This window comes from Bradyrhizobium arachidis (assembly GCF_015291705.1).
GTDB lineage: Bacteria > Pseudomonadota > Alphaproteobacteria > Rhizobiales > Xanthobacteraceae > Bradyrhizobium > Bradyrhizobium arachidis.
Genome location: NZ_CP030050.1, coordinates 3426264 through 3452439 on the forward strand (window position 1 = coordinate 3426264; position 26176 = coordinate 3452439).

Annotated in this window: 20 protein-coding genes and 2 pseudogenes; 17 read left to right on the forward strand and 5 right to left on the reverse strand. The window is 65.3% G+C overall.

Features of this window, described 5'->3' with window-relative positions; all coding sequences use genetic code 11:
* The first annotated feature begins 20 nt into the window (after window positions 1-20).
* The 12 genes from WN72_RS15805 to WN72_RS15860 all read left to right on the forward strand — a co-directional run bounded on the left by WN72_RS15805 (window position 21) and on the right by WN72_RS15860 (window position 14290).
* The gene (locus tag WN72_RS15805; RefSeq protein WP_092216955.1) at window positions 21-2543 is read left to right on the forward strand and encodes a circularly permuted type 2 ATP-grasp protein; all 2523 of its coding nucleotides are present in this window, start codon (window positions 21-23) and stop codon (window positions 2541-2543) included.
* Complete coding sequence (locus tag WN72_RS15810) at window positions 2540-3418, forward strand: transglutaminase family protein (protein WP_092216956.1); 879 nt, start codon at window positions 2540-2542, stop codon at window positions 3416-3418. Before WN72_RS15805 ends, WN72_RS15810 begins: the two co-directional genes overlap by 4 nt.
* A gap of 226 nt (window positions 3419-3644) precedes the next feature.
* Complete coding sequence (locus tag WN72_RS15815; protein ID WP_092216957.1) at window positions 3645-4472, forward strand: HD domain-containing protein; 828 nt, start codon at window positions 3645-3647, stop codon at window positions 4470-4472.
* A 73-nt stretch (window positions 4473-4545) separates the two neighbouring features.
* On the forward strand, window positions 4546-5439 hold the full coding sequence (locus WN72_RS15820; protein WP_167380892.1) for an alpha/beta fold hydrolase: 894 nt from the start codon (window positions 4546-4548) through the stop codon (window positions 5437-5439).
* Window positions 5440-5682: 243 nt separating this feature from the next.
* Window positions 5683-6309, forward strand: a complete 627-nt coding sequence (gene folE / locus WN72_RS15825; protein WP_027558672.1) for a GTP cyclohydrolase I FolE — start codon at window positions 5683-5685, stop codon at window positions 6307-6309.
* 31 nt (window positions 6310-6340) lie between these two features.
* Entirely contained in the window at window positions 6341-7864 is a 1524-nt protein-coding gene (locus tag WN72_RS15830) for an FAD-dependent oxidoreductase (RefSeq protein ID WP_092216959.1), read from the forward strand.
* A 127-nt stretch (window positions 7865-7991) separates the two neighbouring features.
* Complete coding sequence (locus tag WN72_RS15835; RefSeq protein ID WP_027558674.1) at window positions 7992-8567, forward strand: HdeD family acid-resistance protein; 576 nt, start codon at window positions 7992-7994, stop codon at window positions 8565-8567.
* Between the two features lie 21 nt (window positions 8568-8588).
* Window positions 8589-8813: a LapA family protein gene (locus WN72_RS15840; RefSeq protein WP_027558675.1), complete on the forward strand. Its 225-nt coding sequence runs from the start codon at window positions 8589-8591 to the stop codon at window positions 8811-8813.
* A gap of 111 nt (window positions 8814-8924) precedes the next feature.
* On the forward strand, window positions 8925-10136 hold the full coding sequence (locus WN72_RS15845) for an ABC transporter substrate-binding protein (protein WP_092216960.1): 1212 nt from the start codon (window positions 8925-8927) through the stop codon (window positions 10134-10136).
* Window positions 10137-10544: 408 nt separating this feature from the next.
* Complete coding sequence (locus WN72_RS15850; protein ID WP_092216961.1) at window positions 10545-11765, forward strand: acyl-CoA dehydrogenase family protein; 1221 nt, start codon at window positions 10545-10547, stop codon at window positions 11763-11765.
* A gap of 521 nt (window positions 11766-12286) precedes the next feature.
* Window positions 12287-13729 carry a hypothetical protein gene (locus tag WN72_RS15855; protein WP_244553787.1) on the forward strand — a complete coding sequence of 481 codons (1443 nt, stop codon included), beginning with the start codon at window positions 12287-12289 and terminating at the stop codon, window positions 13727-13729.
* Between the two features lie 297 nt (window positions 13730-14026).
* Entirely contained in the window at window positions 14027-14290 is a 264-nt protein-coding gene (locus WN72_RS15860) for a hypothetical protein (protein ID WP_027558679.1), read from the forward strand.
* A gap of 183 nt (window positions 14291-14473) precedes the next feature.
* On the opposite strand, the pseudogene WN72_RS15865 reads toward WN72_RS15860, so the two are convergent.
* The 3 genes and pseudogenes from WN72_RS15865 to WN72_RS15875 all read right to left on the reverse strand — a co-directional run.
* Window positions 14474-14962: pseudogene (locus tag WN72_RS15865) on the reverse strand (methyltransferase family protein); the annotation flags it as partial.
* Window positions 14963-15239: 277 nt separating this feature from the next.
* Window positions 15240-15785, reverse strand: a complete 546-nt coding sequence (locus WN72_RS15870; protein WP_051378508.1) for an RNA polymerase sigma factor — start codon at window positions 15783-15785, stop codon at window positions 15240-15242.
* Window positions 15786-15790: 5 nt separating this feature from the next.
* Entirely contained in the window at window positions 15791-15997 is a 207-nt protein-coding gene (locus tag WN72_RS15875; RefSeq protein WP_092216964.1) for a YgaP family membrane protein, read from the reverse strand.
* Between the two features lie 255 nt (window positions 15998-16252).
* Between WN72_RS15875 and WN72_RS15880 the strand changes: the two are divergent.
* Window positions 16253-16405 (forward strand): annotated as a pseudogene (locus tag WN72_RS15880) (IS5/IS1182 family transposase); the annotation flags it as partial.
* A 442-nt stretch (window positions 16406-16847) separates the two neighbouring features.
* Here the strand turns inward: WN72_RS15880 and WN72_RS15885 are convergent.
* Both WN72_RS15885 and WN72_RS15890 read right to left on the reverse strand, forming a co-directional pair.
* Entirely contained in the window at window positions 16848-17300 is a 453-nt protein-coding gene (locus WN72_RS15885) for an arsenate-mycothiol transferase ArsC (RefSeq protein ID WP_027558683.1), read from the reverse strand.
* Window positions 17301-17666: 366 nt separating this feature from the next.
* A complete protein-coding gene (locus WN72_RS15890) occupies window positions 17667-19406 on the reverse strand; it encodes a methyl-accepting chemotaxis protein (RefSeq protein WP_092216965.1) in 1740 nt (579 codons plus the stop codon).
* Window positions 19407-19626: 220 nt separating this feature from the next.
* Between WN72_RS15890 and WN72_RS15895 the strand changes: the two genes are divergently transcribed.
* From WN72_RS15895 to WN72_RS15910, 4 genes are all read left to right on the forward strand, one after another.
* Window positions 19627-21009, forward strand: coding sequence for an ethanolamine ammonia-lyase subunit EutB (locus WN72_RS15895; RefSeq protein WP_092216966.1), 1383 nt, complete (start codon window positions 19627-19629; stop codon window positions 21007-21009).
* Window positions 21010-21165: 156 nt separating this feature from the next.
* Window positions 21166-22752: a B12-binding domain-containing radical SAM protein gene (locus tag WN72_RS15900; RefSeq protein WP_092216979.1), complete on the forward strand. Its 1587-nt coding sequence runs from the start codon at window positions 21166-21168 to the stop codon at window positions 22750-22752.
* A complete protein-coding gene (gene eutC / locus WN72_RS15905; protein WP_092216967.1) occupies window positions 22749-23531 on the forward strand; it encodes an ethanolamine ammonia-lyase subunit EutC in 783 nt (260 codons plus the stop codon). Before WN72_RS15900 ends, eutC begins: the two co-directional genes overlap by 4 nt.
* Before the next feature lie 205 nt (window positions 23532-23736).
* Window positions 23737-26103, forward strand: coding sequence for an efflux RND transporter permease subunit (locus WN72_RS15910; RefSeq protein ID WP_092216968.1), 2367 nt, complete (start codon window positions 23737-23739; stop codon window positions 26101-26103).
* Window positions 26104-26176: the final 73 nt, after the last annotated feature.

Here is a 26176-nt window from a genome sequence, read left to right on the forward strand (position 1 = left end):
GGTGGGGCAGGGAGAGGGGCATGGCCGAGGGCGCAGCCGAGGATGACAGAGCGGGGCAGGCGCAGGGCCAGCGTGAAGGCCAGCGCCGTCTCGCCCAATGGGTCCGCGACTACAGCCGCCTGCCCGGCATCCCCGACGAGTTTCTGGGGCCCGATGGTGCCCCCCGCGCGGTCTGGAGCCGCTTCTTCGACGCCTTCGGCGCGCTGGCGCCCGACGAGGCCGAGCGGCGCTTCGCCATGGCCGACCGTCACCTCCGCGAGGCCGGCGTCACCTACCGCGCGCCCGGCGACAGCGCCGACCGGCCGTGGTCGCTCAGCCAACTGCCGCTCCTGATCGACGAGGCCGACTGGCAGCAGCTCTCCGCCGGCATCACCCAGCGCGCCGAGCTTCTGGAGCTCGTGCTACGCGACATCTATGGCGAGGGCCGGCTGGTCGCCGAGGGCGCTTTGCCGGCGGCCGCGATCGCCGGCAGTCCCGAATATCTCCGTCCGGTCTGCGGCGTGCCGCCGCCGGGCGGGCGTTACCTGTCGCTCTATGCCGCCGATGTCGGCCGCGGCCCCGACGGCCGCTGGTGGGTGCTCGGCGACCGCACCCAGGCGCCGTCGGGCGCGGGCTATGCGCTGGAGAATCGCCTGGTGCAGTCGCGGGCCTTCTCCGATCTCTACAAGTCGATGAACGTGCCGCGCGTCGCGCCGTTCTTCGAGGCGTTCCGTGACAGTCTTCGCGCGCGCGCCGACCGCGACGAGCCGCGCATCGGCGTGCTGACGCCCGGCAGCTTCAGCGAGACCTATTTCGAGCATGCCACGCTGGCGCGCTATCTCGGCTTCCTGTTGGTCGAGGGCGACGATCTCGCCGTCAGCGACAACCGGATCCACATACGCACCGTCGCCGGCCTGAAGCGGCTCGACGTGCTGCTGCGCCGGGTCGATTCCAACTCGCTCGATCCGCTCGAGCTCGATGCGTCCTCGCATCTCGGCGTGCCCGGCCTGATCGACGTGCTGCGCAAGGACGGCGTCGTCGTCGCCAACATGCCGGGTTCGGGCGTCCTGGAGGCGAGGGCGCTGCTCGGCTTCCTGCCGGCGCTGAGCCGCCGCCTGCTCGGCGAAGAGTTGAAGATGCCGCACATCGCGACCTGGTGGTGCGGCCAGCGCAACGCGCGCGATGAGGTGCTGTCGCGGCTCGACGAGGTCGCGATCGAGGGCGCCTACCGCCGTGGCGTTCCCGGCTTCGACAGCAAAGGTCCGGTGCTCGCAAGCGAGCTCGATGCCAGCGGTCGCCAGCGCCTGGTCGACGCCATCAGCGCGCGCGGCATGGACTATGTCGGTCAGGAGGTGGTGCGGCTCTCGACCATGCCGGTGTGGGAGCAGGGACAGCTCACGCCGCGCCCCTTCGTGCTGCGCGTGTTCGCGGCCGCAACCCCGGACGGCTGGGCCATCATGCCCGGCGGCTTCTGCCGGATCGCCGAGCAAGCCGATGCGCGCGCGGTGTCGATGGGCGACGGCGCGCGCGCGGCCGACGTCTGGGTGGTCTCCGAGAAGAAGGTCTCGACCGCGACGCTGCTGCCGGCGACTGACAAGGTCCGCATCCGCCGCATCGCCGGCGTGCTGCCGAGCCGCGCCGCCGACAATCTGTTCTGGCTCGGCCGCTATCTCGAACGCGCCGAGGCGACGCTGCGCCTCGTGCGCGCGCTGGGCTCGCCGAGCGGACCCAACAAGGGCACAGCGGCCTCGCTGCAATCGGCCGACCGCATCCAGCGTCTGCTGGTGGCCTGGGGCGCGATCTCGCAGGCCTCGCGCGCGGCGCCGGGGCGCATCGTCGCCGAAGCGTTGCAGAGCGCGGAGCGCTTTGGCTCGGCGCTGTCGCTGGTGCGCGCGGCACAGCGCACCGCGACCTCCTTGCGCGAGCGGTTGTCGCCCGATGCCTGGCAGGTCATCACCGAGATGGCCGAGCGCCTCGCGCTCGAGGTCGAGGACGACGACGACGTGCTGAGCGCGGCCGAGCTCACCTTGCAGGAGCTCGCGAGCTTCGCCGGCCTTGCGCAGGAGAACATGAACCGCGCGGCCGGCTGGCGCTTCCTCGACATTGGCCGCCGCGCCGAGCGCGCCATCAACACCACGCGCTTTGCACGTCAATTTGCATATGACGAGGCGGGCGATGAGGATCTCGACATCCTGCTGACGCTGGTGGATTCCCAGATCACCTATCGCTCGCGCTATCTGCTGGCGCCGATCCTCGCGCCCGTGCGCGACCTCGCCGTGCTCGACACCTACAACCCGCGGTCCGTCGCGTTCCAGGTCGCGACCTTGAACGAGCACATCGCCGCGCTGCCGAGCCTGAAGGAGCACGGCCTGATCGAGCAGCCGCAGCGGCTTGCGGTGGCGGTGCAGGCGATGCTCGCCACCGCAGAAGCCGAGAAGCTCGAGGTCAAGACGCTGTTCGGACTGGAGCAGGATCTGCTCAGCCTCGCCGAGGCGGTGGGCTTGCACTACTTCCCGCACGGCCCCAATGCCAGCCGGCCGGAAAAGCTGACGGGGCTGGCGTGATCTACGACATCCGTCACGTCACCACTTACGAGTATGAAAGTCCGGTCAGCTTCGCCCGCTGCACGCTGCGACTGGAGCCGCGAACCGGCAATGGCCAGGAGCTGATCTCGCATCGCGTCGAGATCCGTCCGCGTCCGGCCGAGCGTCACGTCCGGCGCGATTTCTTCGGCACGCTGACCGAGAGCATCGTGATCGAGGCGGCGCATCGCAACTTGCGGATCGATTCACGTTCGCGTGTCTCCGTCGAGCGGCAGCCGCCGGCGCGCGATGCGTCGAGCCCGCCCTGGGAGAGCGTTCGCGACATCGCCTTCGAAGCAACCAGCCTCGGGCCGTCCTCGCCGGTCGGCTATGTCTTTGCAAGCCCGCTGGTACCGGTGCTGCGTCCCGTCAGTGCCTATGCTGCAGAGAGTTTTGCGTCAGGCAGGGGTATCCTCGCTGGCGCGGTCGATCTCATGCATCGCATCCGCACCGAATTCCGCTACGATCCCAAGGCCACCGTGATCTCCACGCCGCTCAACGAGGTCTTCGACAAGCGCCACGGCGTCTGTCAGGATTTCGCTCATGTGATGATCGCAGGGCTGCGCGGCCTCGGTCTGCCGGCGGCCTATGTCAGCGGCTATTTGCGCACCATTCCGCCGCCGGGTCAGCCGCGCTTGCAGGGCGCCGACGCCACCCATGCCTGGGTGTCGCTGTGGTGCGGGGCGGAGCTCGGCTGGGTCGATTTCGATCCGACCAACGATCTCCTGGTCGCCAATGACCATATCATGCTCGCGGTCGGCCGCGACTTCTCCGACGTCTCGCCGGTCGACGGCATCATCGTCGGTTCGCCGAAACAGAAGCTCGGCGTCGCCGTCGACGTGCTGCTGGCAGAGTGAATGCCGTGTTCTCACTGCGGTCGCCCGGGCGTGTCGATCCGTTGCCGCAAGCCTGATGTCGCAGAGCACAACGGTAACATATTTCCGTCATCGCGTTGCCGGGGGTTTGGTCACTTGGCCCAAGATGGGCTATGCTGGCCGCCTGCGTCGAGGGCAAGAATGAAACGTCGGGAGTTGGCGTGAGACACCACCGGCAAGCGGGGCTGCATCGAACGGGGCTGCATCCATGATGACGTTACCGAGACTGGCGGCTGAATCCCTGGAGAAGTTGCTGGGCTCGTTCATGCGTCGCAGGTACGACGAGTCCTATGCCAGGGTGGTGGAGGCCTCGACGCGCACCGCGATGGAATGCATCGGCAACAGCGATGCGCTCTATCACAACATCGAACATACGATGCTGGTGACGCTGGCGGCCCAGGCGATCATGCTCGGCCGCAACCTGCACGCGCACATCGATGCCGAGGACTACATTCATGTCCTGATCGCCTGCCTTGCGCACGATATCGGCTATGTCCGCGGGCTGTTTCCGGAGGATGACGAGGACGGCTTCATCGTCGACGAGGCCGGCACCAAAGTGTCGCTGCCGCGCGGCGCATCGGATGCCAGTCTCATGATGTATCACGTTGATCGCTCGAAACTTTTCGTGAGGCGGCGGCTCCCGCCGATCCGCGGCGTCGACAGCGAGCGCGTCGCCCGCGCCATCGAGGGCACCCGCTTCCCGGCCCGCGAGGGGCAGGAATATGACGACGAGGCCTCGATCCTGCGCGCCGCCGACTTCATCGGCCAGCTCGGCGATCCCAACTATCTGCGCAAGGCCAACGCGCTGTACTACGAGTTCGAGGAGGTCGGCATCAACCGCCAGCTCGGCTACGACTCGCCCGCCGACATCGTGAACCGCTATCCACAATTCTATTGGAACAGCGTCGCACCACACATCCAGACCGAGATCGGCTATCTCAACAAGACCGAGATCGGCCGGCAGTGGATCGCCAACCTCTACAGCAACGTCTTCCGCGCCGAGCGCGACATCTCGCTGTCCGGCCCGCAGAAGTAACGGCGCGCTCGTAGCCCGGATATCGCGGAGCCTGTCGTCGGCCCACGATACCCCGCGCATCCGTGAGCAAATCATGCACCAAAAAACCATCACCACGGATATCCTCGACATCGCCTATCTCGAGTACGGCGCGCCCGACGGCTGGCCTTGCATCGTGGGCCACGGCTTTCCCTACGATGTGCACGCCTATGCCGACACCGCGCCGCTCATCGCAGCGGCGGGCGCGCGGGTGCTGGTGCCCTGGCTGCGCGGCTATGGGCCGACGCGGTTTCGTTCCGCTTCGACCTTGCGCTCCGGCGAGCAGGCGGCGCTCGGGGCCGATCTCCTCGCCTTCATGGACGCGCTTCGCATCGAGCGCGCTGTCGTCGGCGGCTATGATTGGGGCGGACGCGCGGCCTGCGTCGTCTCGACGCTGCATACCGAGCGCGTCGTCGCGCTCGTCTCCGGCAATTCCTACAACATCCAGAACATCGCGCGCTCCATGGAGCCGGCCTCGCCGCCGGAGGAGGCGGCGCTCTGGTATCAATATCTCTTTCACAACGAGCGCGGCCGCCGCGCGCTGGAGCGCAACCGCCGTGGCTTTGCGCGACAGCTCTGGTCGATGTGGTCGCCGACATGGACGTTTGATGACGCGACTTTCGAGAAGAGCGCAGCCTCGTTCGACAATCCTGATTTCGTCGATGTCGTGATCCACTCCTATCGCCACCGCTACGCGCTGGTCGAGGGCGATCCGGCCTATGCGGGCATCGAGGCGAAGCTCGCCGCGCAGCCACAGATCCGCGTTCCCACGATCGCGATCGACGGCGACAGCGATGGCGTCAATCCCGGCACCGCACACCACGCGCGCAAGTTCGAAGGTTTTTTCGAGCGCCGCGTGTTCGCCGGCGCCGGTCACAATCTGCCGCAGGAGCGGCCGGCCGAATGGGCGCAGGCCGTGCTCGACGCGCGGAAGGCGGCTGCGGCATAGACAGCCTAGCTCCTCATCCTGAGGAGCCCGCAAAGCGGGCGTCTCGAAGGATGAAGGCCACGGCTGGGCCTGCATGGTTCGAGACGCGCTTCGCGCTCCTCACCATGAGGGTCTTGGAGCGCCTGCGCCCAACTAAGCCGCCACCCTTCGCGATTTTTCCCGATCCCGGGAACCTTTTGCAGCTGCCGCCGTCCAAGCTGTGGGGCCGCTTCTGTCCGCGGCTCGTTGCAGGGGAGGTTTTGAATGAAGTTGCAAGCGCGCAAGCTGGAACGGGTTGCGGTGGCGCAGGCGCCGAGCGACCGGCCCGACAGGGCGGAGGTCGAGCAGGCGATCCGGACCATGATCCGCTGGGCCGGCGACGATCCGGCGCGCGACGGCCTGCGCGAGACGCCGGACCGCGTCGCGCGCGCTTTCGAGGAGTATTTTTCCGGCTATGCGCAGGATCCGACCGAAATCCTGCAAAAGACCTTCGAGGAGATCGAGGGCTATGACGAGATGATCGTGCTGCGCGGCGTTCGCTTCGAGAGCCATTGCGAGCATCACATGGCGCCGATCGTCGGCCGCGCCTGGGTCGCCTATATCCCGCAGGGCCGCGTCGTCGGCATCAGCAAGCTTGCGCGCGTCGTCGATGTCTACGCCAAGCGCCTCCAGATCCAGGAGAAGATGACCGCGCAGATCGCCAACACGATCAACGATGTGTTGAGGCCCGAAGGCGTCGGTGTCATCATCAAGGCGACGCATCACTGCATGACGACGCGCGGCGCGCACAAGCCCGGCACCGATCTTGTCACCAGCCGCATGTTGGGCGTGTTCCGCGATAATGCGCTGACCCGCCAGGAACTCCTGGGGCTGGCCAATTCGGACGATTGATCCGCAAGGAGACGGCGCCAAGGAGACGATCATGACCGAGGACAAGAAGCCGAGCGGACCCGACCTCACCGGCGGCGTGTCGCTGACCGAATTCAAGGACGGCAAATTGCTCGGCCATGTCGGCGAGGAGGATGTCCTGCTGGTGCAGGCCGGCAGCGACATCTTCGCGATCGAGCCGGCCTGCAGCCACTATCACGGCCCACTCGCCGAGGGGCTGGTGGTCGATGACACCATCCGCTGTCCCTGGCATCACGCCTGCTTCTCCTTGCGCACGGGCGAGGCGACCCGCCCGCCGGCGCTGAATGCACTCGCGGTATGGGACGTCGCGCGCGATGGCGACAGGATCGTCGTTCAGCGCAAGCGTGAGGCGCCGAAACCATCAACGGCTCATCGCAGCGCGCCGACGCCGGAAAAATTCGTCATCGTCGGCGGCGGTGCGGCGGGCTTTGCGGCGGCCGAGACGCTCCGGCGCGAGGGTTTTAGCGGCGCCATCACCATGCTCAGCAATGACGCCGCGATGCCGGTCGACCGTCCCAACCTCTCCAAGGATTACCTCGCCGGCAACGCGCCGGAGGATTGGCTGCCGCTGCGCGGCGAGGACTATTATCAGGACGCCGGCATCGACCTCAGGCTGAACACGGACGTCTCGGCGATCGATCCGAAGGCGCGCAGCGTGACGCTCGGCAATGGCGACAAGCTCCCGTTCGATCGGCTGCTGCTCGCCACCGGCGCCGAGCCGGTCAAGCTCCGGATTCCCGGCGCGGACCAGCCGCATGTCCACACCCTGCGCTCCGTTGCCGACAGCCGTGCCATCATCAAGGCGGCCGGCAGCGCCAAGCGCGCGCTGGTGATCGGCGCCAGCTTCATCGGCTTGGAAGTTGCGGCATCGCTGCGTGCGCGCAAGATCGAGGTGCATGTCGTCGCGCCCGAGGAGCGGCCGATGCAGAAGGTGCTCGGCCCCGAGATGGGCGACTTCGTGCGCGCGCTGCACGAGGAGAACGGCGTCAACTTCCATCTCAAGGACACCGTCGAGAAGCTCGACGGCACCCGCGCCACATTGAAGAGCGGCGCCGTCATCGAGGCCGATCTCGTCGTGGTCGGAATCGGCGTCAAGCCGCGCCTCTTGCTGGCCGAGCAGGCCGGCCTTGCCGCCGATCGCGGCGTCAGCGTCAGCGAATTTCTGGAGACCAGCATCGCCGGCATCTTCGCAGCCGGCGACATCGCGCGCTGGCCCGATCCGCATTCGCGGCACACCATCCGCGTCGAGCACTGGGTGGTGGCGGAGCGCCAGGGCCAGACCGCGGCGCGCAACATGCTCGGCACGCGCGAGCGCTTCGACGCGGTGCCGTTCTTCTGGAGCCAGCATTACGACGTGCCGATCAACTATGTCGGCCATGCCGAGAGCTTTGACGACATCGCGATCGACGGCAGCATTTCCGGCAAGGACTGCTTGTTGAAGTACCGCAAGGGTGGCCGCGTGCTGGCGGTCGCCTCAATTTATCGCGACCTCGACAACCTCAAGGCCGAGCTCGAGATGGAGCGGTCGCGCCCCTGACGCACCGCATTCGATCTTGATTTGCGTCAATGTTGCTGCCGCTGAGGGTGCTCTGCTGGCTGTCGCCCCGGCCCGGCCCGTGCTATCCTGGCGTGTGCCTCCGGGCTTGCATGCAGGAGTAGCCGCCATGACAAGTGCTTCGGATACGACTCATCCTTCAGGCCTCGGCTCGGGCATTACGGCGCTTCACGCCAAATGGGGCTGGATCGTCGCCCTCGGCGTCGTCTATCTCATCGCCGGCTTCATCGCGCTCGGCAGCATGGTGATGGCGACGGTCGCGAGCGTGATCGTGGTCGGCGCCATGATGATCGTCGCCGGCGCCACCGAGATCATCGGCGCGTTCCAGATGAAGAGCTGGGGCAAATTCCTGATCTGGGCGTTGCTCGGCGTGCTCTACGTCATCGCCGGCTTCCTCACCTTCGAGAACCCGCTGTTTGCGGCAGTCCTGCTGACGCTTTTCCTCGGCATATCGCTGATCGCCTCCGGCGCCGTCAGGCTGTTTCTCGCCTTCAGCATGAAGCGCGAAAGCCCGTGGGTGTGGGTGGCGCTCTCCGCCGCCATCACGCTGCTGCTTGGCCTCCTGATCGTGGCGCGCTGGCCGGTCAACAGCGTCTACATCCTCGGCCTGTTCCTCGGCATCGACCTGATCATGGCCGGCGCCGGCTGGATCAGCCTCGGCTTCGCCCTGAAGCGGCGCGGCTAGGGCGATCGCCGGGGGACCCTGATGCGCTGGCTCTATCTCGCGATCATCGTTCTCATCGCGGCGGCGACGGTGATCTTCGCCGCGCAGAATTTTGAGACGGTCACGATCTCCTTCTTCAGGATGAATTTCAGCCTGCCGCTCGCAGTCCAGACCGTCGTGGTCTATCTGCTCGGTGCGGCGACGGGAGGTAGCCTGTTTGCCCTGCTGCGCCGCTCCTACGCAGGCTCGAAACGAAGCGCCGAGTGACCAGCAACTCGACGCAAGACCATCTTGCGGAACTCCGCTGAGCTGACGCGCTGACAAGAAGCAGCGCGCCGCGTGGTTGCCTCGCGCGGCGATAATCACCGGGGAGAAACCATGAAAGCCGCTTTGGCCCTGGCCGCAGCGCTGGCTGCAGCCTGCCTTTCCACGCCCGTGTTCGCGCAGAAATCCTACGGTCCCGGTGTCAGCGACACCGAGATCAAGATCGGCAACACCATGCCCTATAGCGGCCCGGCATCGCCGCTCGGCATCACCGGCCGGGTGATCTCCGCCTATTTCGACGAGGTCAACGAGAAGGGCGGGGTCAACGGCCGCAAGCTCAACCTGATCTCGCTCGACGACGCCTTCTCGCCGCCCAAGACCATGGAAGCCGCGCGGCGCCTCGTCGAGGGCGACGGCGTCGCCTTCATCTTCGCGACCATGGGCACCGCGCCGAGCTCGGCGATCGCGAAATACCTCAACAGCAACAAAGTGCCGCAGATCTTCTTGATCAGCTCGGCCTCGAAGTGGAACGATCCGGCCAACATGCCGTGGTCGATGGCGCTGCCGTGGGCGCCGAACTACACCAGCGAGGCCGCGATCGACGTCGCCTATGCCCGTGCCAAGAACCCGAATGCGCGCTTCGCGGTGCTCTATCAGAACGACGACGCGGGCAAGGAATATTTCCGCGGGGTCAAGGAGGCGCTCGGCGCTGACGCCGACAAGGCGATCGCGATGGCCTCGAGCTTCGAGGTCACCGATCCCACCGTCGATTCCCAGGTGCTGACTCTCGCCAACACCAAGGCCGACGTCTTCATGATCTATTCGGTGACGCCGCGCGCCTGCGCCCAGGCGATCCGGAAAGCCCATGAGGTCGGCTGGCAGCCGACACGCTTCCTCGCGAGCGGCTGCGCCAACAAGGCGACGGTGATGACGCCTGCTGGCCTCGATGCCGGCAAGGGCGTGCTCTCGCTCGGCTCGCTCAAACCGTTCGTCGAGCAGCCGAAGGACGATCCGGCGATGACGGCCTATATCGAGTTCATGAAGAAGCGCCTGCCCAATGCCGACATCAACAACGTCGCCGGCCTCTACGGCTACACCGTCGCCGAGGCGCTGGTGGTGCTGCTCAAGCAATGCAAGGACAATCTGACGCGCGAGAACATCATGGCGCAGGCGGCTAACCTGAAGAACGTGCCGCTGTCGCTGCTGATGCCCGGCATCACCCTCAACACCACGCCGCAGGATTTCCGCCCGATCAAGGACGGCTACATGCTCCAGTTCGACGGCAACGACTGGGTCGTCGCGAGCGAGCTCTTGCGCGGGACGTGAGGGGATTGCGAGCCGGGTGATGGGCTCTCTCCGCGAACTCGGTATCGTCTGGTGGGCAAAGGCGCACTTGCGCCGTGCCCACCACCTATCAATACGGAAACAGGAACGTGGGCACGCTTCCGCCTTCGCTCTTCGAGCTACGGCGGACAGGTCGCTTTGCCCACCCTACGAGACTGACGAATGCCACAGACGCGGTGCACCCTCTCCCCTTGCGGGAGAGGGTGGATGCGCGAAGCGCAGCCGGGTGAGGGGTATCTCTCCGCGAGTCGAATTTGCGTTTGAGTTTGCGGAGCCAACCCCTCATCCGGCGCCATAGCCGAAGCTTTGCTTCGGCGTTCTTAGGAACGGCGGCCGAAGGCCGCCTATGCCACCTTCTCCCACAAGGGGAGAAGGAAAGAGGAGACCACCATGGACTTTCAACACTCCGCCCGTTCGCTGGAGCTGCAGGACCGCGTCCGGCAGTTCATGCGGACCCATGTCGAGCCGGTCGAGGAGCTCTATTACGAGCAGGTGAAGCCGGAGGCCGCGCGCTACAAGACGCCGCAGATCCTGCAGGACCTGAAGCGGCTGGCGCGGGAGCAGGGGCTCTGGAATCTGTTCCTGTCAGGCGAGCACGGTCCGGGGCTCTCCAACCTCGAATACGCGCCGGTGAAGGAGATCATGGGCCGCATCCTCTGGGCGCCCGAGGTGTTCAACTGCTCGGCGCCCGATGTCGGCAACATGGAGGTGCTCGCAAACTACGGCACCAAGGCGCAGCAGGAGCGCTGGCTGAAGCCGCTGCTGGAAGGGCGCATCCGCTCCGGCTTCTCGATGACGGAGCCGCAGGTCGCCTCCAGCGATGCCACCAACATCCAGTGCGCGATCAAACGCGACGGCGACGACTACGTCATCAACGGTCGCAAATGGTTCACCTCCGGTGCTATGAACGAGGATTGCGAGATCCTGATCGTGATGGGCAAGACCGCGCCCGATGATCCCGATCCCGATCGCCATCGCCAGCAATCCATGATCCTGGTGCCGAAGGCGACGTCCGGCGTGCGCATCGTCCGCGACATGCTCACTTACGGCTACGACGACGCGCCGGTCGGCCATCCCGAGATCGTCTACGACAATGTCCGCGTGCCCGCGGAGAACATGCTGCTCGGCGAGGGCCGCGGCTTCGAGATCGCGCAGGGGCGGCTCGGCCCCGGCCGCATCCATCATTGCATGCGCCTGATCGGCTGCGCCCAGCGCGCGCTGGAATTGATGTGCCAGCGCTCCGTGTCGCGCGTCGCCTTCGGCAAGCCGCTGGCCGAGCAGGGCTCGGTGCGCGAGGACATCGCGCACTCCTTCTGCGAGATCGCGCAGGCGCGGCTCCTCACGCTGCAGGCCGCCGACAAGATGGACCGCGAAGGCAACAAGGCCGCGCGCGATTTGATCGCCGCGGCCAAGATCGTGGTGCCCAGCATGGCCGCTCGCGTCATCGACCGCGCCATCCAGATCCACGGCGCCGCCGGCGTCTCGCAGGACACATTCCTCGCCCGCGCCTATGTCTACGCCCGCTTCATCCGCATCGGCGACGGGCCGGATCAGGTGCACCTTGCCGCGGTCGGCAAGGAGCTGATCAAGCGCGGCGGGGTGATGGGGTAGGGCCGAATGGCGTTAGGTTGAATCAGGTGCCGCAGGCTCGGTTCACCTCGCCCGCTTGCGGGAGAGGTCGGCATAGGCGGCCCTTGGCCGCCGTCCTTTAAAAACGCCGATGCTTTGCATCGGTTATGGCGCCGGGTGAGGGCTTTCTCCTCTAGGGGAGTGTCCCATTGCGGATGCACCCTCACCCCAACCCTCTCCCGCAAGCGGGAGAGGGCGCGCACCTCCGGCGCAACATTATATGTTATGTTTTATGTTATTTATGAGAATCGGAAGGCTGCCCCTGGCCTGCCTCCGGCAATGACTTGGCATTATTTCAGGCCATTGCGGCATTGTTTCAGATCATTGTAGCACAATAGTAACGACTGCCGTTGAGAGTGGCGCTGAGCGCGCTCTACCGCAGGTTCACGCAGGTGAAGGGAATAGACCGCTTCCGCCCGCGGAGAGCGCTTTTTGCCGGCCTCACAAGGGGCGGCCGCGCCCCGGATCTGTCAGGAAGCAATTTCAGCATGAATCACCGTTGGATGATCGTGGCCGCGATCCTGCTGACGGCCTTGCTTGTTCAGATACCCGTCGTTCTCAACGCGGATCTGGGCTGCCTGCTGACCGAAGGCGAGAAGGTCCTGGATGGCGGCAAGCTCGGGGTCGACGTCTTCGAGGTGAATCCGCCGCTCTCGGTCTACCTCTACATGCCCGCGTTGATGTTTGCGCGCGCGACCGGCCTTGCGCCCGAGATCGTCGTGATCATCCTGGTGATGATCGAGATCGTCGGCGCGCTCGTCGTGATCGACCGCGCCGGTGTGGCGGCAGGGCTGGAAGCTGGCGAGAGAAATCTTGCAACTTGCCTGCTCGCGTTCCTGTTCGCAATTCTTTCCAGCGCCGTCTTCGGCCAACGCGAGCACATTGCCGTCATTGCCCTGACCCCTTTCGTCGCGATCACCGCGATCCGCTGGCGCGGCCTTGGTCCGGGACCGGTTGCGGTCGTGGCGGGACTGGGGGCAGGACTCGCCATGAGCCTCAAGCCGCATCTTGCGCTCGTGGCAGGCGTTCCGATCATCCTTGCCGCCTTGCGCCAGCGCTCGCTCAGGGCCTTGTTCACCGCTGAAGCGTGCGCAGCCGCTGCCGTCGTCATCGGCTACGGCGCGGTGCTCGTTCTCGCCTTTCCCGACTATCTGTTCACCTATGCTCCGATGGTCGCGGCCACCTATGTGCCGTTGAGGATGAATCTGGGCGATCTGCTGTATTTTCCGGCCATCGTGATCTTCGCGTCCATCGCGATTCTGCGCCTTGTGGCTCCGCAACACTTCAAGCTGGACGGCGACGCAACCCCGTGGCTCGCCGCAGCCGTCGGCGGCGCCGCGAGTTTCGTTCTGCAAGGCAAGGGCTGGACCTATACGGCGTTCGCGCTTTGCATGTTCGCGGTCGCCGCGCCGTTGCTGCATGTTCGCACGAGAACGTTGCGCCTGCCGGTCATGATCGGCGGCCTCGCGGCCATTGTGTTCATCGGGTTCTGCCTGTCCGTGCCGGTCCGGCACTTTCCTCCGCTGGAAGAGCGTATCGAGGCCCTCGTCAAAAACCCGCGGCTGCTCACGATCACCGATCACGTCGCTCTCGGGCATCCGCTCGTCCGCCAGATCAATGGCACCTGGGCGGGCAATTCCTGTGTGCAGATGCTGGCGGCCGGCGCGATGATGATCCAGAAAAACGCGCAGCTCAGTCAGGGCGAGCGGGCAAAGCTGGACGGCATCATCGATTTCGAACGGCGGCAACTCCTGGCCGACCTGCGAAGCGGCCGCCCCGATGTGATTCTGGTGGACACCTACATGTTGAGCTCGGTTCCGTTCGATTGGCTGGCCTGGGCCAATTCGGATCCCGAGCTCAAGCTCGAGTTGAGCCACTATCGTGAGGTCGAGGATGTCGGCCGCGTTCGAATCTTCGTCGATCAAAAAGCGATTTCGGAACGATAGTCCCGCGATGCATGATCCGGTTCCGACCCGGCGCGACATTTTGTCGATGCAACATCGTCATGATCTATTCAAAATTCACGGCTAGTCTCTGCATCGACGATACGGTTCGCCGGATGTACGCGGGCTGGATCGCAAGCCTCGGCCCGCATGCCGGGGCTTTTCGTTGTTGAGGCCTTCGCCACGGGAATGGCTGCGCAGGCCGCGCGAGACCCACCATCATTCGTTGATCTGGATCAAGCAGGACACGGCGCCGCGTGGCGCGATACGGCCCGTACCGCATTTCACCGGAGCCCCACAATGTGGGTCCTGATGTACGTCTTCTCCTATTCGGTCAGTCCAGCCGCAACGAACGACAGGGCGGAATGGCGGCTGCTGCCGACCGTCGTGTTTCAGGAGTTCTCGAGCGAAGAGCGATGCAGGGCGGCAAAGTCGACGCTCGAGTCCAGCCTGGGCCAGGCGGGCGCGAGGCTGAAGAGCGGCCTGGAAGACTTGAAGAGCCTGGGAAAGGCCGACCCCAGCCAGATCATCATCGCCTACAATGTGGAATGTCTGCCGAAGTAGGCGCAGCGGCGGACCAGGCCGTGTACCTATAAACCCGGCGGCGTCATGTGCCTGGTGACTACGTCTGCTTTGCTCCAATAGCGACCAGGTTCGTGGGGCTTGCCGAAATTTGCCGCAGGGAACACACCCGCCTGACCTCATTGCTTTGCGGGCTGTCGCGAACCGGACTCCGGTGCTCTCCAAGGGGGCCACCCGCGGAACCCAGCGGCGGACGTTCGCGCGATATGCCTCGTACTCTGAACCAAACGTGTCCCGCAAAGTCGGCTCTTCATAGGCAACGACGAACAGGTGGAAGGCGAGCCAGAGCAGTGCGCCAAACAGAACGAGGCGCCCATCGCCAAACAACATAGCCTGACCAAGGATAATTGCGACGACGGCGAGGTAGATCGGATTGCGCACATGCCGGTAGAGACCAGTGACCACCAGGTTCTTGGTTGGCGCAACGGGCGCAGGTGTGCCGAGTCCTTGAAGCGCAAATCGTGCAAAGGAGTCCACGAGTCCCGGCAAACCGACCAAGATGAGGAGGACGCCGACTGAGCGCGCGCCCTCAAGACCGAAAAAAGCAGGCCTAAACTCCCAGCGAGTCATCGACCACGGGATCAGCCCTGCGAGCACGCACGGCGCAACCAGGAAGAATAGTGCAGAGCCCAAGACGGCACTCACCCTTTGCATGGTGACCCCCTGATGCTTTCGCTGGCGGCGCTATTTATTGAAAGAGCATCGGTTGAATCGCGACGGCCTTGCGAAAGCGTCTCGACCAAGCCCACAGTCCAGCACATCGGGCATCCGCGTAACGCGACGAGGGCTGCAACGCCCGCGCCCAGGGATAGCCAAGGGTGCGCGGTCTGGTGGACGATGGCCCAAGCGAGTAGCGCCGCCGCCGCCGCGCCGCACATCAGGTGTGCGCCCAGGAAAGCGCTCCCGAACATGCCGATTCCACGAAAGTAATTCATGTGCTCTCTCGTCCGCTGTTCTTTGTGCCGAGCAGGTATTCGCGCACCAATGTGCGGGCGCGGCGCAGGCGGCTTTTGGCCGCTTCGCGCGTCACGCCGAGCCGCCGGGCGATTTCCCCAATCGTCAGATCTTCGAGATCTCGCAACAGCAGCACTTCGCGATGCGACGGCGAAAGCGACTCGATCGCATTGACCAAGTCTATGCGTAACTCGTCCGGCGGGACCTTTGCGAGCTCGCGTGCCTCTTCCAGGCTGGCGAGCTCCTCGACACCGCGCATCAGCATCAGCGCCGGCAGCATGCAAAGGCGCGCGATGACGGTTAGCAGCCAGCCAGCGAGTGCGGCTGGACTGCGGATCGTGCCCACGCGCCGGTAGACGACGATGAGTGCTTCTTGCACCACATCTTCGATGACCGAGGCGCGGTAGCAAAGGCGCCGGGCGTAGCGTCGAATGTCCGGCTGCAGCGCCACCAAGAGCTGTGTGAGCGCGTGCCGGTCGCCCGACTGTGCCGCGAGCAAGAGATCGTCTGATACGCGCGCCAAGGCGGTCACCCCTTCAGCGGCTCGCGCCCGGCGACGGCGCAAGCAGGACAATAGCCGAACACGCCAGTGACCAGCGTCACCACACCCGCACCGCTGAGCAGTAGCCCGAGCGGCGAAGCGTGCAGCGCGACCACGCCGCAGATGAGCATCAAGCCGCCGCCGATCAGCCTGGCCGCGCGCCCCCACCCGCCAACATTCTTCCTATACCACATGGTTCTGTGCTCCGGTTCGTGACGCGCCGCTATGGCGCACTCACCCAGACAAGAGGGCGCAAACCCGGCGCCGGGGTCGCGGCCGAAAAAATAATTTTCAGGGGGGCAGCTTCAGCAGGCTGTCGTGGGCGTCGGGCGCGGGCCCCGCGACATTCGGAAGGCGGCCGCCCATGAGGCGTAGCGCAAAATCGCGGTCTGTCGCAGGTCATCCGGCCGGATCGCATCGGCGGGCCGCTGCATCATAGCGCCACGGCAAAGCGCAACCAGGTCGAACGGTTCTTCAACAGGATCAAACAATGTCGTCGTGTGGCGACGCGCTACGACAGGCTTGCGGGAAACTACCTTGTGCTCGTCCAACTCGCATCTATCCGGCTATGGCTGGCCGCGCGTTATGAGTCCGCCCCCTAGCCTGGCCTGTCGAGGTGGCGCATTGTCCGTACGGTCCATTCTGGCACAAACTGCATAAATTGACCGGCCTAACCCATGTTAATCTTGGGCATGAGCAACGAGCTTCTCCTGCGTGTCATCGCCATTGCGGCCGGTGCTTTCACTGTGGCCGCCGTCTCCGCGCTCATCTTCAATCATTGATCTATCTCAAGCCGTGCGTGTCGCCCGGGGATTTCATGCTGAGGCAGGATACCCGGACGGAGTGCAACGATGCGGCCGTGGGCAATGCATTCGCTGGCTTGGGGGTTGACCGCGATCGGCCTGATCGTCCTCGCTTCCATGATGCTCTAGGGCTGCCACCGGCGCGCAAGCGCCTTATGCTCGCATCGACCAGCTGCGCGCATGGACCAGCGCCGCGCGATCAAGACGTTGCTGACGGTGTGACGGCGGAGCAGGGCGCCGTCTATCGGGAGCGGCTTTGCAGGCTCCCGATCAGCTGCCCAACGTGCTCATCGATCTTGCCCAGCGCCGTTGCCGCATCGAGATACTCGATATCATCCACGTCCCAATATTCGACACGATGGGCGACGCCGGCAAAGCGGCGCTCGATCATGGGGCGATGCTCGGCGTCCTTCAGCGCGACCACAAGCCCAGCTTGCGCAAAATCGTCGAGCGTGCAGAGCACCGGATGCCGCGTACCGCCTCCCGGCGCGATGCCCTTCGCTTGCAGGGCTTCCAATGCGTGGCGCGAGATCGGTCCCACGTTTTCAGGCGAGAGCCTTTCGGCCACGGCGCGCGAGAAGGAGAGCCAGTCCAGCCCTTCGCGCCTGGCGCGGTGGTTGAAGATCTCTTCGGCGTAGCGGCTGCGGTAGTAGTTGCCGGTGCAGAGAAACAGCACGCGATTGTTCTTGTTCATTGAGTTGTACTTCCAGGGATGACTGTCTTTGCCGTTTGCGGCAGCCCGCGTGGTTTGCGACGAATGAAATCACCGTGCTCGCGAGGGCGGCAATTGCGACCGAATGCCTGCCCAGCGCAGGGATGATGGGATCGGGAATGGAAGCATCGCGCGGCCACGGGTCCGGATCGGCATGCTGACATCATGCCAGTGTTTTGCCCGACGTGTCAAAGGGAATTCGTAAAATCCGCATAAATCCTGCGCGGACAGCCAATCCATTGATAAGGCTCACCTCGGCTACTGTGCATGGGGTTGTTTTCGATATTTTGTTTGGAGCAGGCCCACCGCCGCCTCTGCAGCGGCGGATGCACTGATCATCCCGCCTTGTCATCCCGCCTTGGCGATGCGGCCGTCCGCCGCGCCCGAGCGCAGGTTCTGGAAGAATTTTTCCACCTCCCGCGACAGCGTCTCGGCCGTTGCGGTGAGGCTGCTCGCGGCCGTCAGCACGGAGGATGCCGCCGTATCGGTCTCGCCGATGGCGTCGCGCAGCGAGGTGATGTTGGCGACCAGCGTCTCGTTGCCCTGGGCGGCGCTTTGCGCGTTGGAGGAGATCTCGCGCGTGGCCTGGTCCTGCTGGCCGATGGCGCCCGCGATCGCCGAGGTGACCTCGTTGATCTCGCGCACGGCGCCGCCGATCTCGCGCACCGCGTCGACCGCGTTGCGGGTGGAGCTCTGGATCATCGAGACGTTCTCGCCGATCTCGGCGGTGGCCTTGGCGGTCTGGCCCGCCAGCGCCTTCACCTCGTGGGCGACGACGGCAAAGCCACGGCCGGCATCGCCGGCGCGGGCGGCTTCGATGGTGGCGTTGAGCGCGAGCAGGTTGGTCTGCTCGGCGATCGCCTGGATGAGATTGAGCACGCCGTCGATGCGCTGGGTGGCGGCCGCAAGGCTCTCGATCTCGGCAATGGATTTCTCGGTGCGCTGGCCGGTCTGCTCGACCGCGCTCGCGGACTGCCGCACCTGGCGGCCGATCTCCTCCACCGACGCCGACAGCTCCTCGGCCGCGCCCGCCACCGCGGTGACGTTGTTTGAAGCCTGCGCGGTGGCGTCGGCTGCCGTGCCGGCGCGGCCGCTGGCGTTGGCGGTGGCGCGCGTGATGGTCTGCGCGGTCTCGCGCATGACGGTGGCGTTGTCGCCGAGGCCGCGCATGATCGCGCCGATCGCCTCGCGGAACGCCTCGACGGATGTCTCGATGTGGCGGGCGCGCTCCTCGCGTGTCGCGGAGTCCTGCGAGACCTGCGAGGCCAGATTGCGGTTGCGGTCCATGGCCTCCTGGAAGACCTGGATCGCGCGGGCCAGCGCGCCGATCTCGTCGGCGCGCTCGGTGTGCGGCACCGTGACATCCTCGGCGCCGTCGGCGACCTGCTTGATGGTCGCGGTGATGGCCGAGAGCGGCCGCGCGATCGAGCGAGCGATGATGACGATGCCGATCACGACCAGCACCAGCGCCACGCCGCCGAGGCAGGTCAGGACGAAGGACAGGGTGCGGTTGGTCTCGGTCTCCTGCGCGATCTGCTTGGCGCGCTCGGCATAGACCTTGGACAGCGCCTCGAGGTCCTTGTTCAGCGCCGAGCGCACCGCGCGGTTGGCGTCGTTGTCGCCCCATTCGCGGCCTGCGGCTGCGTTGATCTCGACGCCGCGGCGCACCAGCTCCTTGCGGAAGTCGACGAACTGCTCGATGCGCTTCTTGAAGGTCGCGAACTGCTCGGCATCGTCGGCTTTGACGATGGTCTCCCAGCGCTTCACGACCTCGATGATCTGCGCGTTGAACTTGAGCAGGCCGTCGCCGAATTTCTTCACGACGGCGGGCTCGGTCGACATGTAGACGCCGCGCGACTCCATCACGACCGCGTAGACCAGCGAGTTGACCCGCTCGACGTTCAGCGCGGCGGCGTTGGCGGTCTCGATCGCGCTGGTCAGGTCGGCGCTGCGCCGGCTGTTGTAGTCGGACAGCATCGCGATCGCCGCCGTGAGCAGGGCGAACAGCGCGAAGATCGCATAGAGCTTGACGGTCAGCGTGAAACGGCCCGCCTGGCTGGCGGCATTCCCAGATCGGTCTGATGTCATGGTGCGGGGCCCGAATGGCCGGGAGCGGCCGGAAAGTGCGGTCGTCTAAAATTGATGCAAAACTATGCAGAACGAAGGTGGATGCAGCGTTAACGCGCAGCTTCGGCCCCTTCGCCCTTAGTCGAAGGAAAGGTAAGATATTTCAGCGTCTTGATCCGAAGGTATAGTTTCAGGATAGTCCCTGGTGTCGGCCGCTGGCCGACGAGCCCCGGAGAGGCCCTTGGTCTACCGCCACACCATCGATGCCACGACCTACACCTTCCCCGACTTGCGCGACCTGCTCGCCAAAGCGACCCCGCCGCGCTCCGGCGACCGGCTGGCCGGGATCGCCGCCGCCAGCGCCGAGCAGATGATCGCGGCGCGGATGGCGCTGGCCGATGTCCCGCTCGGGCAGTTTCTCCAGGAAGCCGTCATCCCCTATGAGGCCGACGAGGTCACCCGCCTCGTCATCGACAGCCACGACGCCAAAGCGTTTGCGCAGGTCTCCTCGCTCACGGTCGGCGCCTTCCGCGACTGGCTGCTGTCGGATGCGGCAACGCCCGAGGTCCTGCGCAAGCTGGCGGGCGGCATCACCCCGGAAATGGCGGCCGCGGTGTCAAAGCTGATGCGCAACCAGGATCTGATCCTGGCGGCGCGGAAATGCGAGGTCACCACCGCCTTCCGCAACACCATCGGCCTGAAGGGCCGGATGAGCACGCGCCTTCAGCCCAATCATCCGTTCGACGATGCCAGGGGCATCACCGCCTCGATCCTCGACGGCATTTTGCTGGGGGCCGGCGATGCCTGCATCGGCATCAATCCGGCCAGCGACGATCCGGCCGTGATCGCACAATTGCTGCGGCTGCTCGACGAGATCATCGCGCGGCTGAAGATCCCGACGCAAGGCTGCGTGCTAACCCATGTCACGACGACGCTGTCGCTGATCGGGCAGGGCGTGCCGGTCGATCTCGTCTTCCAGTCGGTCGCCGGCACCGAGGCCGCCAACCGCAGCTTCGGCATCGACCTCGCCTTGCTGAAGGAGGCGCGAGAAGCCGGGCTGTCGCAGAAGCGCGGCACGGTCGGCGAGAACGTGATGTATTTCGAGACCGGGCAGGGCTCGGCGCTGTCGGCCAATGCCCATCACGGCGTCGACCAGCAGACCTGCGAGGCGCGCGCCTATGGGGTCGCCCGCGCCTTCGCGCCGTTGCTGGTCAACAGCGTGGTCGGCTTCATCGGCCCGGAATATCTCTATGACGGCAAGGAAATCATCCGCGCCGGGCTGGAGGATCATTTTTGCGGCAAGCTGCTCGGCCTGCCGCTCGGCATCGACATCTGCTACACCAACCATGCCGAGGCGGACCAGGACGACATGGACAATCTGCTGACGCTGCTCGCGGCTGCCGGCGTCACCTTCATCATGGGCGTCCCCGGCGCCGACGACGTCATGCTGAACTACCAGTCCACGTCTTTTCACGACGCGCTCTATGTCCGCGACGTCTTCGGACTGCGCCGTGCGCCGGAATTCGACGACTGGCTGGTGCAGTCAGGCATTGCGGGCGCCGATTTCCGCCTTGCCGGCGATGCAGGCCTGCTGCCCGATTTTGCCTCGCGGCTGATCGCATGAGGGCGCTGAAGCGCCCAGATCCCCGAGAGGAAACCATTGGCGGGCTTCGCGAATTAAGATGCTGCCACAATATTGAGAAATTCCGGCGGCAGCGTTACGCTATGTGTCTGCTGGCAATTTCCGCACCATCTGTCGAGCGTGGCTGGGGGAGCTTTGATGCGAGCTGAAAGCAACGGTACGGCCCGGCGGATCCTGTGTGTGTTTCCGCGTTACACGTCGTCGTTCGGGACCTTCGAGCACTCCTATCCCTTGACCGACGGCGTCTGCGCCTTCATGCCGCCGCAGGGCCTGCTGCTGATCTCCGCCTACCTGCCTGAGGACTGGCAGGTCAAATTCGTCGACGAGAATCTCCGCCGCGCCACGAAGGACGAGTTCGAATGGGCGGAAGCCGTCTTCGTCAGCGGCATGCACATCCAGCGCCAGCAGATGAACGACATCTGCCGCCGCGCCCATGAGTTCGATCTGCCGGTCGCGCTCGGCGGTCCCTCCGTCAGCGCCTGCCCGGACTATTATCCGTCGTTCGACTACCTCCATGTCGGCGAGCTTGGCGACGCCACCAACCAGCTGATCGAGATTCTGTCGCGCGACACCGCGCGTCCTGGCGAGCAGGTGGTGCTGACCACCAAGGACCGCGTGCCGATGACGGAGTTTCCGATCCCGGCCTATGAGCTCGCCGATGTGAAGAAATACTTCCTCGGCAGCATCCAGTATTCCAGCGGCTGTCCCTATCAGTGCGAGTTCTGCGACATCCCCGGCCTCTACGGCCGCAACCCGCGCATCAAGACGCCGGAGCAGATCATCGCCGAGCTCGACCGCCTGCGCGAATGCGGCATGACGGACACGGTCTATTTCGTCGACGACAATTTCATCGGCAACCGCAAGGCGGCGATGGATCTGCTGCCGCACCTGATCGAATGGCAGAAGAAGACCGGCTATGTGGTGCGGCTCGCCTGCGAGGCGACGCTCAATATCGCCAAGCGCCCCGAGATCCTCGAGAAGATGCGCGAGGCCTATTTCATCACCATCTTCTGCGGCATCGAGACGCCCGATCCCGATGCGCTGAAGGCGATGCACAAGGACCACAACATGATGGTCCCGATCCTCGAGGGCGTGCGCACCATCAACTCCTACGGCATGGAGGTGGTGTCCGGCATCATCATGGGGCTCGACACCGACAAGCCGAACACATCCGAAGCGCTGCTCGCTTTCGTCGAGGAATCGCGCATTCCGCTGCTCACCATCAACCTGCTCCAGGCGCTGCCGAAGACGCCGCTCTGGGACCGGCTGGAGAAGGAAGGACGCCTGATCGAGGACGAGGGGCGCGATTCCAACGTCGACTTCCTGCTGCCCTATGACGACGTTGTCGCGTCCTGGAAGCACGCCATGGCCGTCGCCTACGAGCCCGAGAAGGTCTACGCGCGCTTCCAGTATCAGTGCGACCAAGTCTATCCCCACCGCCTCAAGATGCCGGTGCCGGACGAGATGAAGACCTGGGCTAATATCCGACGCGGCCTCGTCATGGTCAGGAACATCTTCTGGAAGGTCGGCGTGCTCGGCAATTACAGGCGCGTGTTCTGGAAGTTCGCGCTGGGCCGCATCAAGCGCGGCGATCTCGAAGGCCTGATCGGCTGCACCCTGATCGCGCACCATCTCATCACCTTCGCGCGCGCAGCCTCCAGCGGCCAGCAGAATGCCTCGAACTACTCGATCCGGCTGCGCGAGGCTGCTGTTCCCGCCGAATGAGTGATAAGTCAGTTCCGGCTCGGCCGACCATTGATCTGCGGTCGCTCACACCCGCGCGCGTTGCGCTCGGCCGCAGCGGTGCGAGCGTGCCGACCAAGCCGCTGCTCGATTTCACGTTGGACCATGCCCGCGCCCGCGATGCCGTGCATGCCGCCTTCGATGCGTCGCGGCTCGCTGCCGATCTTCGCGCGCTCGGTCTCGCCGTCACCGAGGCGAGCAGCCAGGCGATCGATCGCAGGGATTATCTGCGCCGGCCGGATCTCGGACGACAGCTCGATGCCGGATCGGCGGAGCTTCTGGCGCGAAGTGCTTCCGAGCCTTGCCAGCTCGCGATCGTCATCGGAGATGGCCTCTCGGCGGCGGCGGTCCACGCCCATGCGGCGGCGCTGGTGGGGTGCCTGCTGCCGCTGCTTGCGGAAGGGGATGTCGCGATCGGCCATTTGGTCGTCGCCTCAGGCGCGCGCGTCGCGCTCGGCGACGAGATCGGCGCGATTCTCGGCGCGCGCATGGTCGTGATGCTGATCGGCGAGCGGCCCGGCTTGTCGGCGCCCGACAGCCTCGGCGCCTACCTGACCTTCGCGCCAAAACCCGGCCGCAGCGATGCCGAGCGCAATTGCGTCTCGAACATCCACAAGGCCGGGTTGAGCTATGACGAGGCCGCCTTCAAGATCGCCTGGCTGGTCCGCGAAGGGCTGGCCCGGGAGGTCACGGGGGTGGCGCTGAAGGACGAGAGCGCGGACCGTGCGCCGCGTCGAATCGGCACGACACAGCCCGAATGACGGGCATTCCGGCAAAATCGCCGCATCTTGATCGATTCGGCCGCCCTTCGCCTGCTTGCGAAAAGGCCTTTTGACCTGCTAAACCGCTGCCGGCGATTTTCCGCGCATTTTCAAAGGGCAAGCCTCCCATTGGTATGGCATTTTCAAGCCGTTCGCGGGACGCCATAAGCTCACAGCTTGAGCCGATTTAGGAACTGGATAAGGCATGCTCGAAAAGCACAGCGAGAGTGAGGTTCATGTCGACAAGGTCGAGCAGGGACCTGCGTCCTCGATCGCCTTCGGGCTCGAGCGCATCGGCCTGATCGCGGTCCGGGCGCCGATCGTCTCCTGCATCATCCTGCTCGCGCTGATCGTCGGCGCCGTGTTCGGCATCCACCGGATCAAGATCGACGATTCGCTGTCGCAGCTGTTCCGCTCCGATACCCGCGAATTCAAGCAGTATGAAGAGGTGACCAAGAAGTTCCCGGCCGAGGAATTTGACGTCCTCGTCGTGGTCGAGGGCAAGAACCTCCTGGCGCGGAACAACCTCGAGAAGCTGCGCGACTTCATCACCGACATGCAACTGGTCGAAGGCACGCGCGGCCTAGTCTCGCTGTTCTCGGCGCGCCAGGCGCCGGCGCCGGGCAAGCTGCCGGCGGCGCTATTCCCGGCCGAGCTCCCCGAGGGCGAGGCCTATGACAAGTTCATCGAGACCGTCAAAAACAACGAGATCATCCGCGGCAAGCTGCTGTCGGAGGACGGCACGCTGGCGCTGGTCGTGCTGTCGCTCGATCCGGAGGTGGTCGCGTCCAGCAAGCTGACCAAGACCGTCGGCGACATTCGCGCGCTGATGAAGGAGGATCTCGGCGACACCGGCCTCAACGTGCAGCTCTCCGGCGTGCCGGTGATGCAGCTCGAGATCCGCAACGCCGTCGAGCGCGACGGGCTGACCTACAACATCCTCGGCATCCTCGCCGGCTGCGTCATCGCCATCATCTTCTTCCGCAAGATCTCGTTCATGATCGCGGCGGCGTTCCCGCCGATGATCGCGATCCTCCTGGCGCTCGGCGCGCTCGGCTGGGCCAATTTCAATCTCAACATGTTCCTGAACGTGATGACGCCGCTCATCATGGTGATCAGCTTCTCGGACTCGATGCAGCTCACCTTCGCCGCGCGCGACCGGCTGATCGCAGGCCAGGACAAGTTCACCGCGTTCAAGAACGCCGTGCTGGTGGTGGGCCCGGCCTGCGTGCTGACGCACGGCACCGCGGGCATTTCCTTCATCGCGCTGCAATTCTCCGACTCCGACCTGATCCGCAAGTTCGGCGAGGCGGGCCTCGCCGCCACCATCATCGCGCTGGTCGCGGTGCTGTCGCTGGTGCCGGTGTTCGGCGTGCTGTTCGTGCGCAACGAGAAGATCTTTGCCGTGAAATTCCAGAGCGCGGATGCTGGCGTGCAGGCGCTGCGCAATTTCTGCTACTGGATCGCGGTGCGCATGGTGGGCCGCCCCGGCCTGTTCAGCCTGATCGCGGTGCTGTTCGTCGGCGGCCTCGGCGTCATCTACGCCAATCTGGAGCCGCGCTACCGGCTCGCCGACCAGGTGCCGGACAAGCGTCAGGCCGTTGCCGCCAGCGACCGGCTCGACGCCAAGCTCACCGGCGCCAACCCGGTCAACGTGCTGATCCAGTTCCCCAAGGGCGAAACACTGTATTCGCCGGAGACGCTGCAGACCATCGCGGACGTGCACGCGACCGTGGAGAAGGCGGCCGGTGTCGGCAATGTCTGGTCGCTCGAGACCCTGCGGCGCTGGCTGGCGGCAAAGGCCGGCAGCGCCGACGTCGCGACGCTGAAGGAATATGTCAACGTCATCCCCGAGCATCTGGTGCGCCGCTTCATCGACGCCGAGCAGGATGCCGTCGTGGTCGCGGGCCGCGTTCCGGACAAGGATTCCAGCCAGCTGCTGCCGATCGTCGACAAGCTCGATTCCGAGCTCGACGCCGTCCGCAAGAAGCATCCGGGTTACGAGATCGCGGTGACGGGCCTCGCCGCTATCGCGGCGCGCAACTCGGCCAGCATGATCGAGAAGCTGAACCGCGGCCTCACGGTCGAATTCGCGCTGGTCGCGCTCTTCATCGGCCTGGCCTTCCGCTCATGGGTGGTGATGTTCGCCTGCATCCTGCCGGGCATCTTCCCCGTCGTGATGTCGGGAACGGTGCTGTGGGCGATGGGCGAGGGGCTGCAATTTGCCAGCGTCGTCGCGCTCACCGTCTCGTTCGGCCTGGGCCTCAGCGCCACCATCCACTTCCTCAATCGCCTGAGGCTCGAGAGCAAGCCCGGCGTCGGCTCGGCGCTCGCGGTGGAGCGGGCGACCGTGCTGGTCGGCCCCGCGCTGATCCTGACCACGGTGGTGCTGGCCTGCGGCCTCGTCGTCACCGTGTTCTCGGACCTGCCGTCGCTGCGGCTGTTCGGCTGGCTCAGCGCCTTCTCGATGGTCATGGCGCTCGTCGCCGACCTCTTCATCCTCAGGCCGACGGCGATGTGGCTGATCAATCTGCACGCCAGGCTTCAGGGGCCCGACAAGCCGGCGATCTGAGCGCCTTCATCCACCGGACATGGAATCGGCGCAGTCTGGACGACTGCGCCGGTTTTCGTTCCGAGGATAGCTC

Excerpts from the sequence above, each read along its gene's own strand:
- WN72_RS15805 (WP_092216955.1), top strand. The coding sequence starts at position 21 with ATGGCCGAGGGCGCAGCCGAGGATGACAGAGCGGGGCAGGCGCAGGGC.
- WN72_RS15815 (WP_092216957.1), top strand. The coding sequence starts at position 3,645 with ATGATGACGTTACCGAGACTGGCGGCTGAATCCCTGGAGAAGTTGCTG.
- WN72_RS15820 (WP_167380892.1), top strand. The coding sequence starts at position 4,546 with ATGCACCAAAAAACCATCACCACGGATATCCTCGACATCGCCTATCTC.
- folE (WP_027558672.1), top strand. The coding sequence starts at position 5,683 with ATGAAGTTGCAAGCGCGCAAGCTGGAACGGGTTGCGGTGGCGCAGGCG.
- WN72_RS15830 (WP_092216959.1), top strand. The coding sequence starts at position 6,341 with ATGACCGAGGACAAGAAGCCGAGCGGACCCGACCTCACCGGCGGCGTG.
- WN72_RS15835 (WP_027558674.1), top strand. The coding sequence starts at position 7,992 with ATGACAAGTGCTTCGGATACGACTCATCCTTCAGGCCTCGGCTCGGGC.
- WN72_RS15840 (WP_027558675.1), top strand. The coding sequence starts at position 8,589 with ATGCGCTGGCTCTATCTCGCGATCATCGTTCTCATCGCGGCGGCGACG.
- WN72_RS15845 (WP_092216960.1), top strand. The coding sequence starts at position 8,925 with ATGAAAGCCGCTTTGGCCCTGGCCGCAGCGCTGGCTGCAGCCTGCCTT.
- WN72_RS15850 (WP_092216961.1), top strand. The coding sequence starts at position 10,545 with ATGGACTTTCAACACTCCGCCCGTTCGCTGGAGCTGCAGGACCGCGTC.
- WN72_RS15855 (WP_244553787.1), top strand. The coding sequence starts at position 12,287 with ATGATCGTGGCCGCGATCCTGCTGACGGCCTTGCTTGTTCAGATACCC.
- WN72_RS15860 (WP_027558679.1), top strand. The coding sequence starts at position 14,027 with ATGTGGGTCCTGATGTACGTCTTCTCCTATTCGGTCAGTCCAGCCGCA.
- WN72_RS15875 (WP_092216964.1), bottom strand. The coding sequence starts at position 15,997 with ATGTGGTATAGGAAGAATGTTGGCGGGTGGGGGCGCGCGGCCAGGCTG.
- WN72_RS15885 (WP_027558683.1), bottom strand. The coding sequence starts at position 17,300 with ATGAACAAGAACAATCGCGTGCTGTTTCTCTGCACCGGCAACTACTAC.
- WN72_RS15890 (WP_092216965.1), bottom strand. The coding sequence starts at position 19,406 with ATGACATCAGACCGATCTGGGAATGCCGCCAGCCAGGCGGGCCGTTTC.
- WN72_RS15900 (WP_092216979.1), top strand. The coding sequence starts at position 21,166 with ATGCGAGCTGAAAGCAACGGTACGGCCCGGCGGATCCTGTGTGTGTTT.
- eutC (WP_092216967.1), top strand. The coding sequence starts at position 22,749 with ATGAGTGATAAGTCAGTTCCGGCTCGGCCGACCATTGATCTGCGGTCG.
- WN72_RS15910 (WP_092216968.1), top strand. The coding sequence starts at position 23,737 with ATGCTCGAAAAGCACAGCGAGAGTGAGGTTCATGTCGACAAGGTCGAG.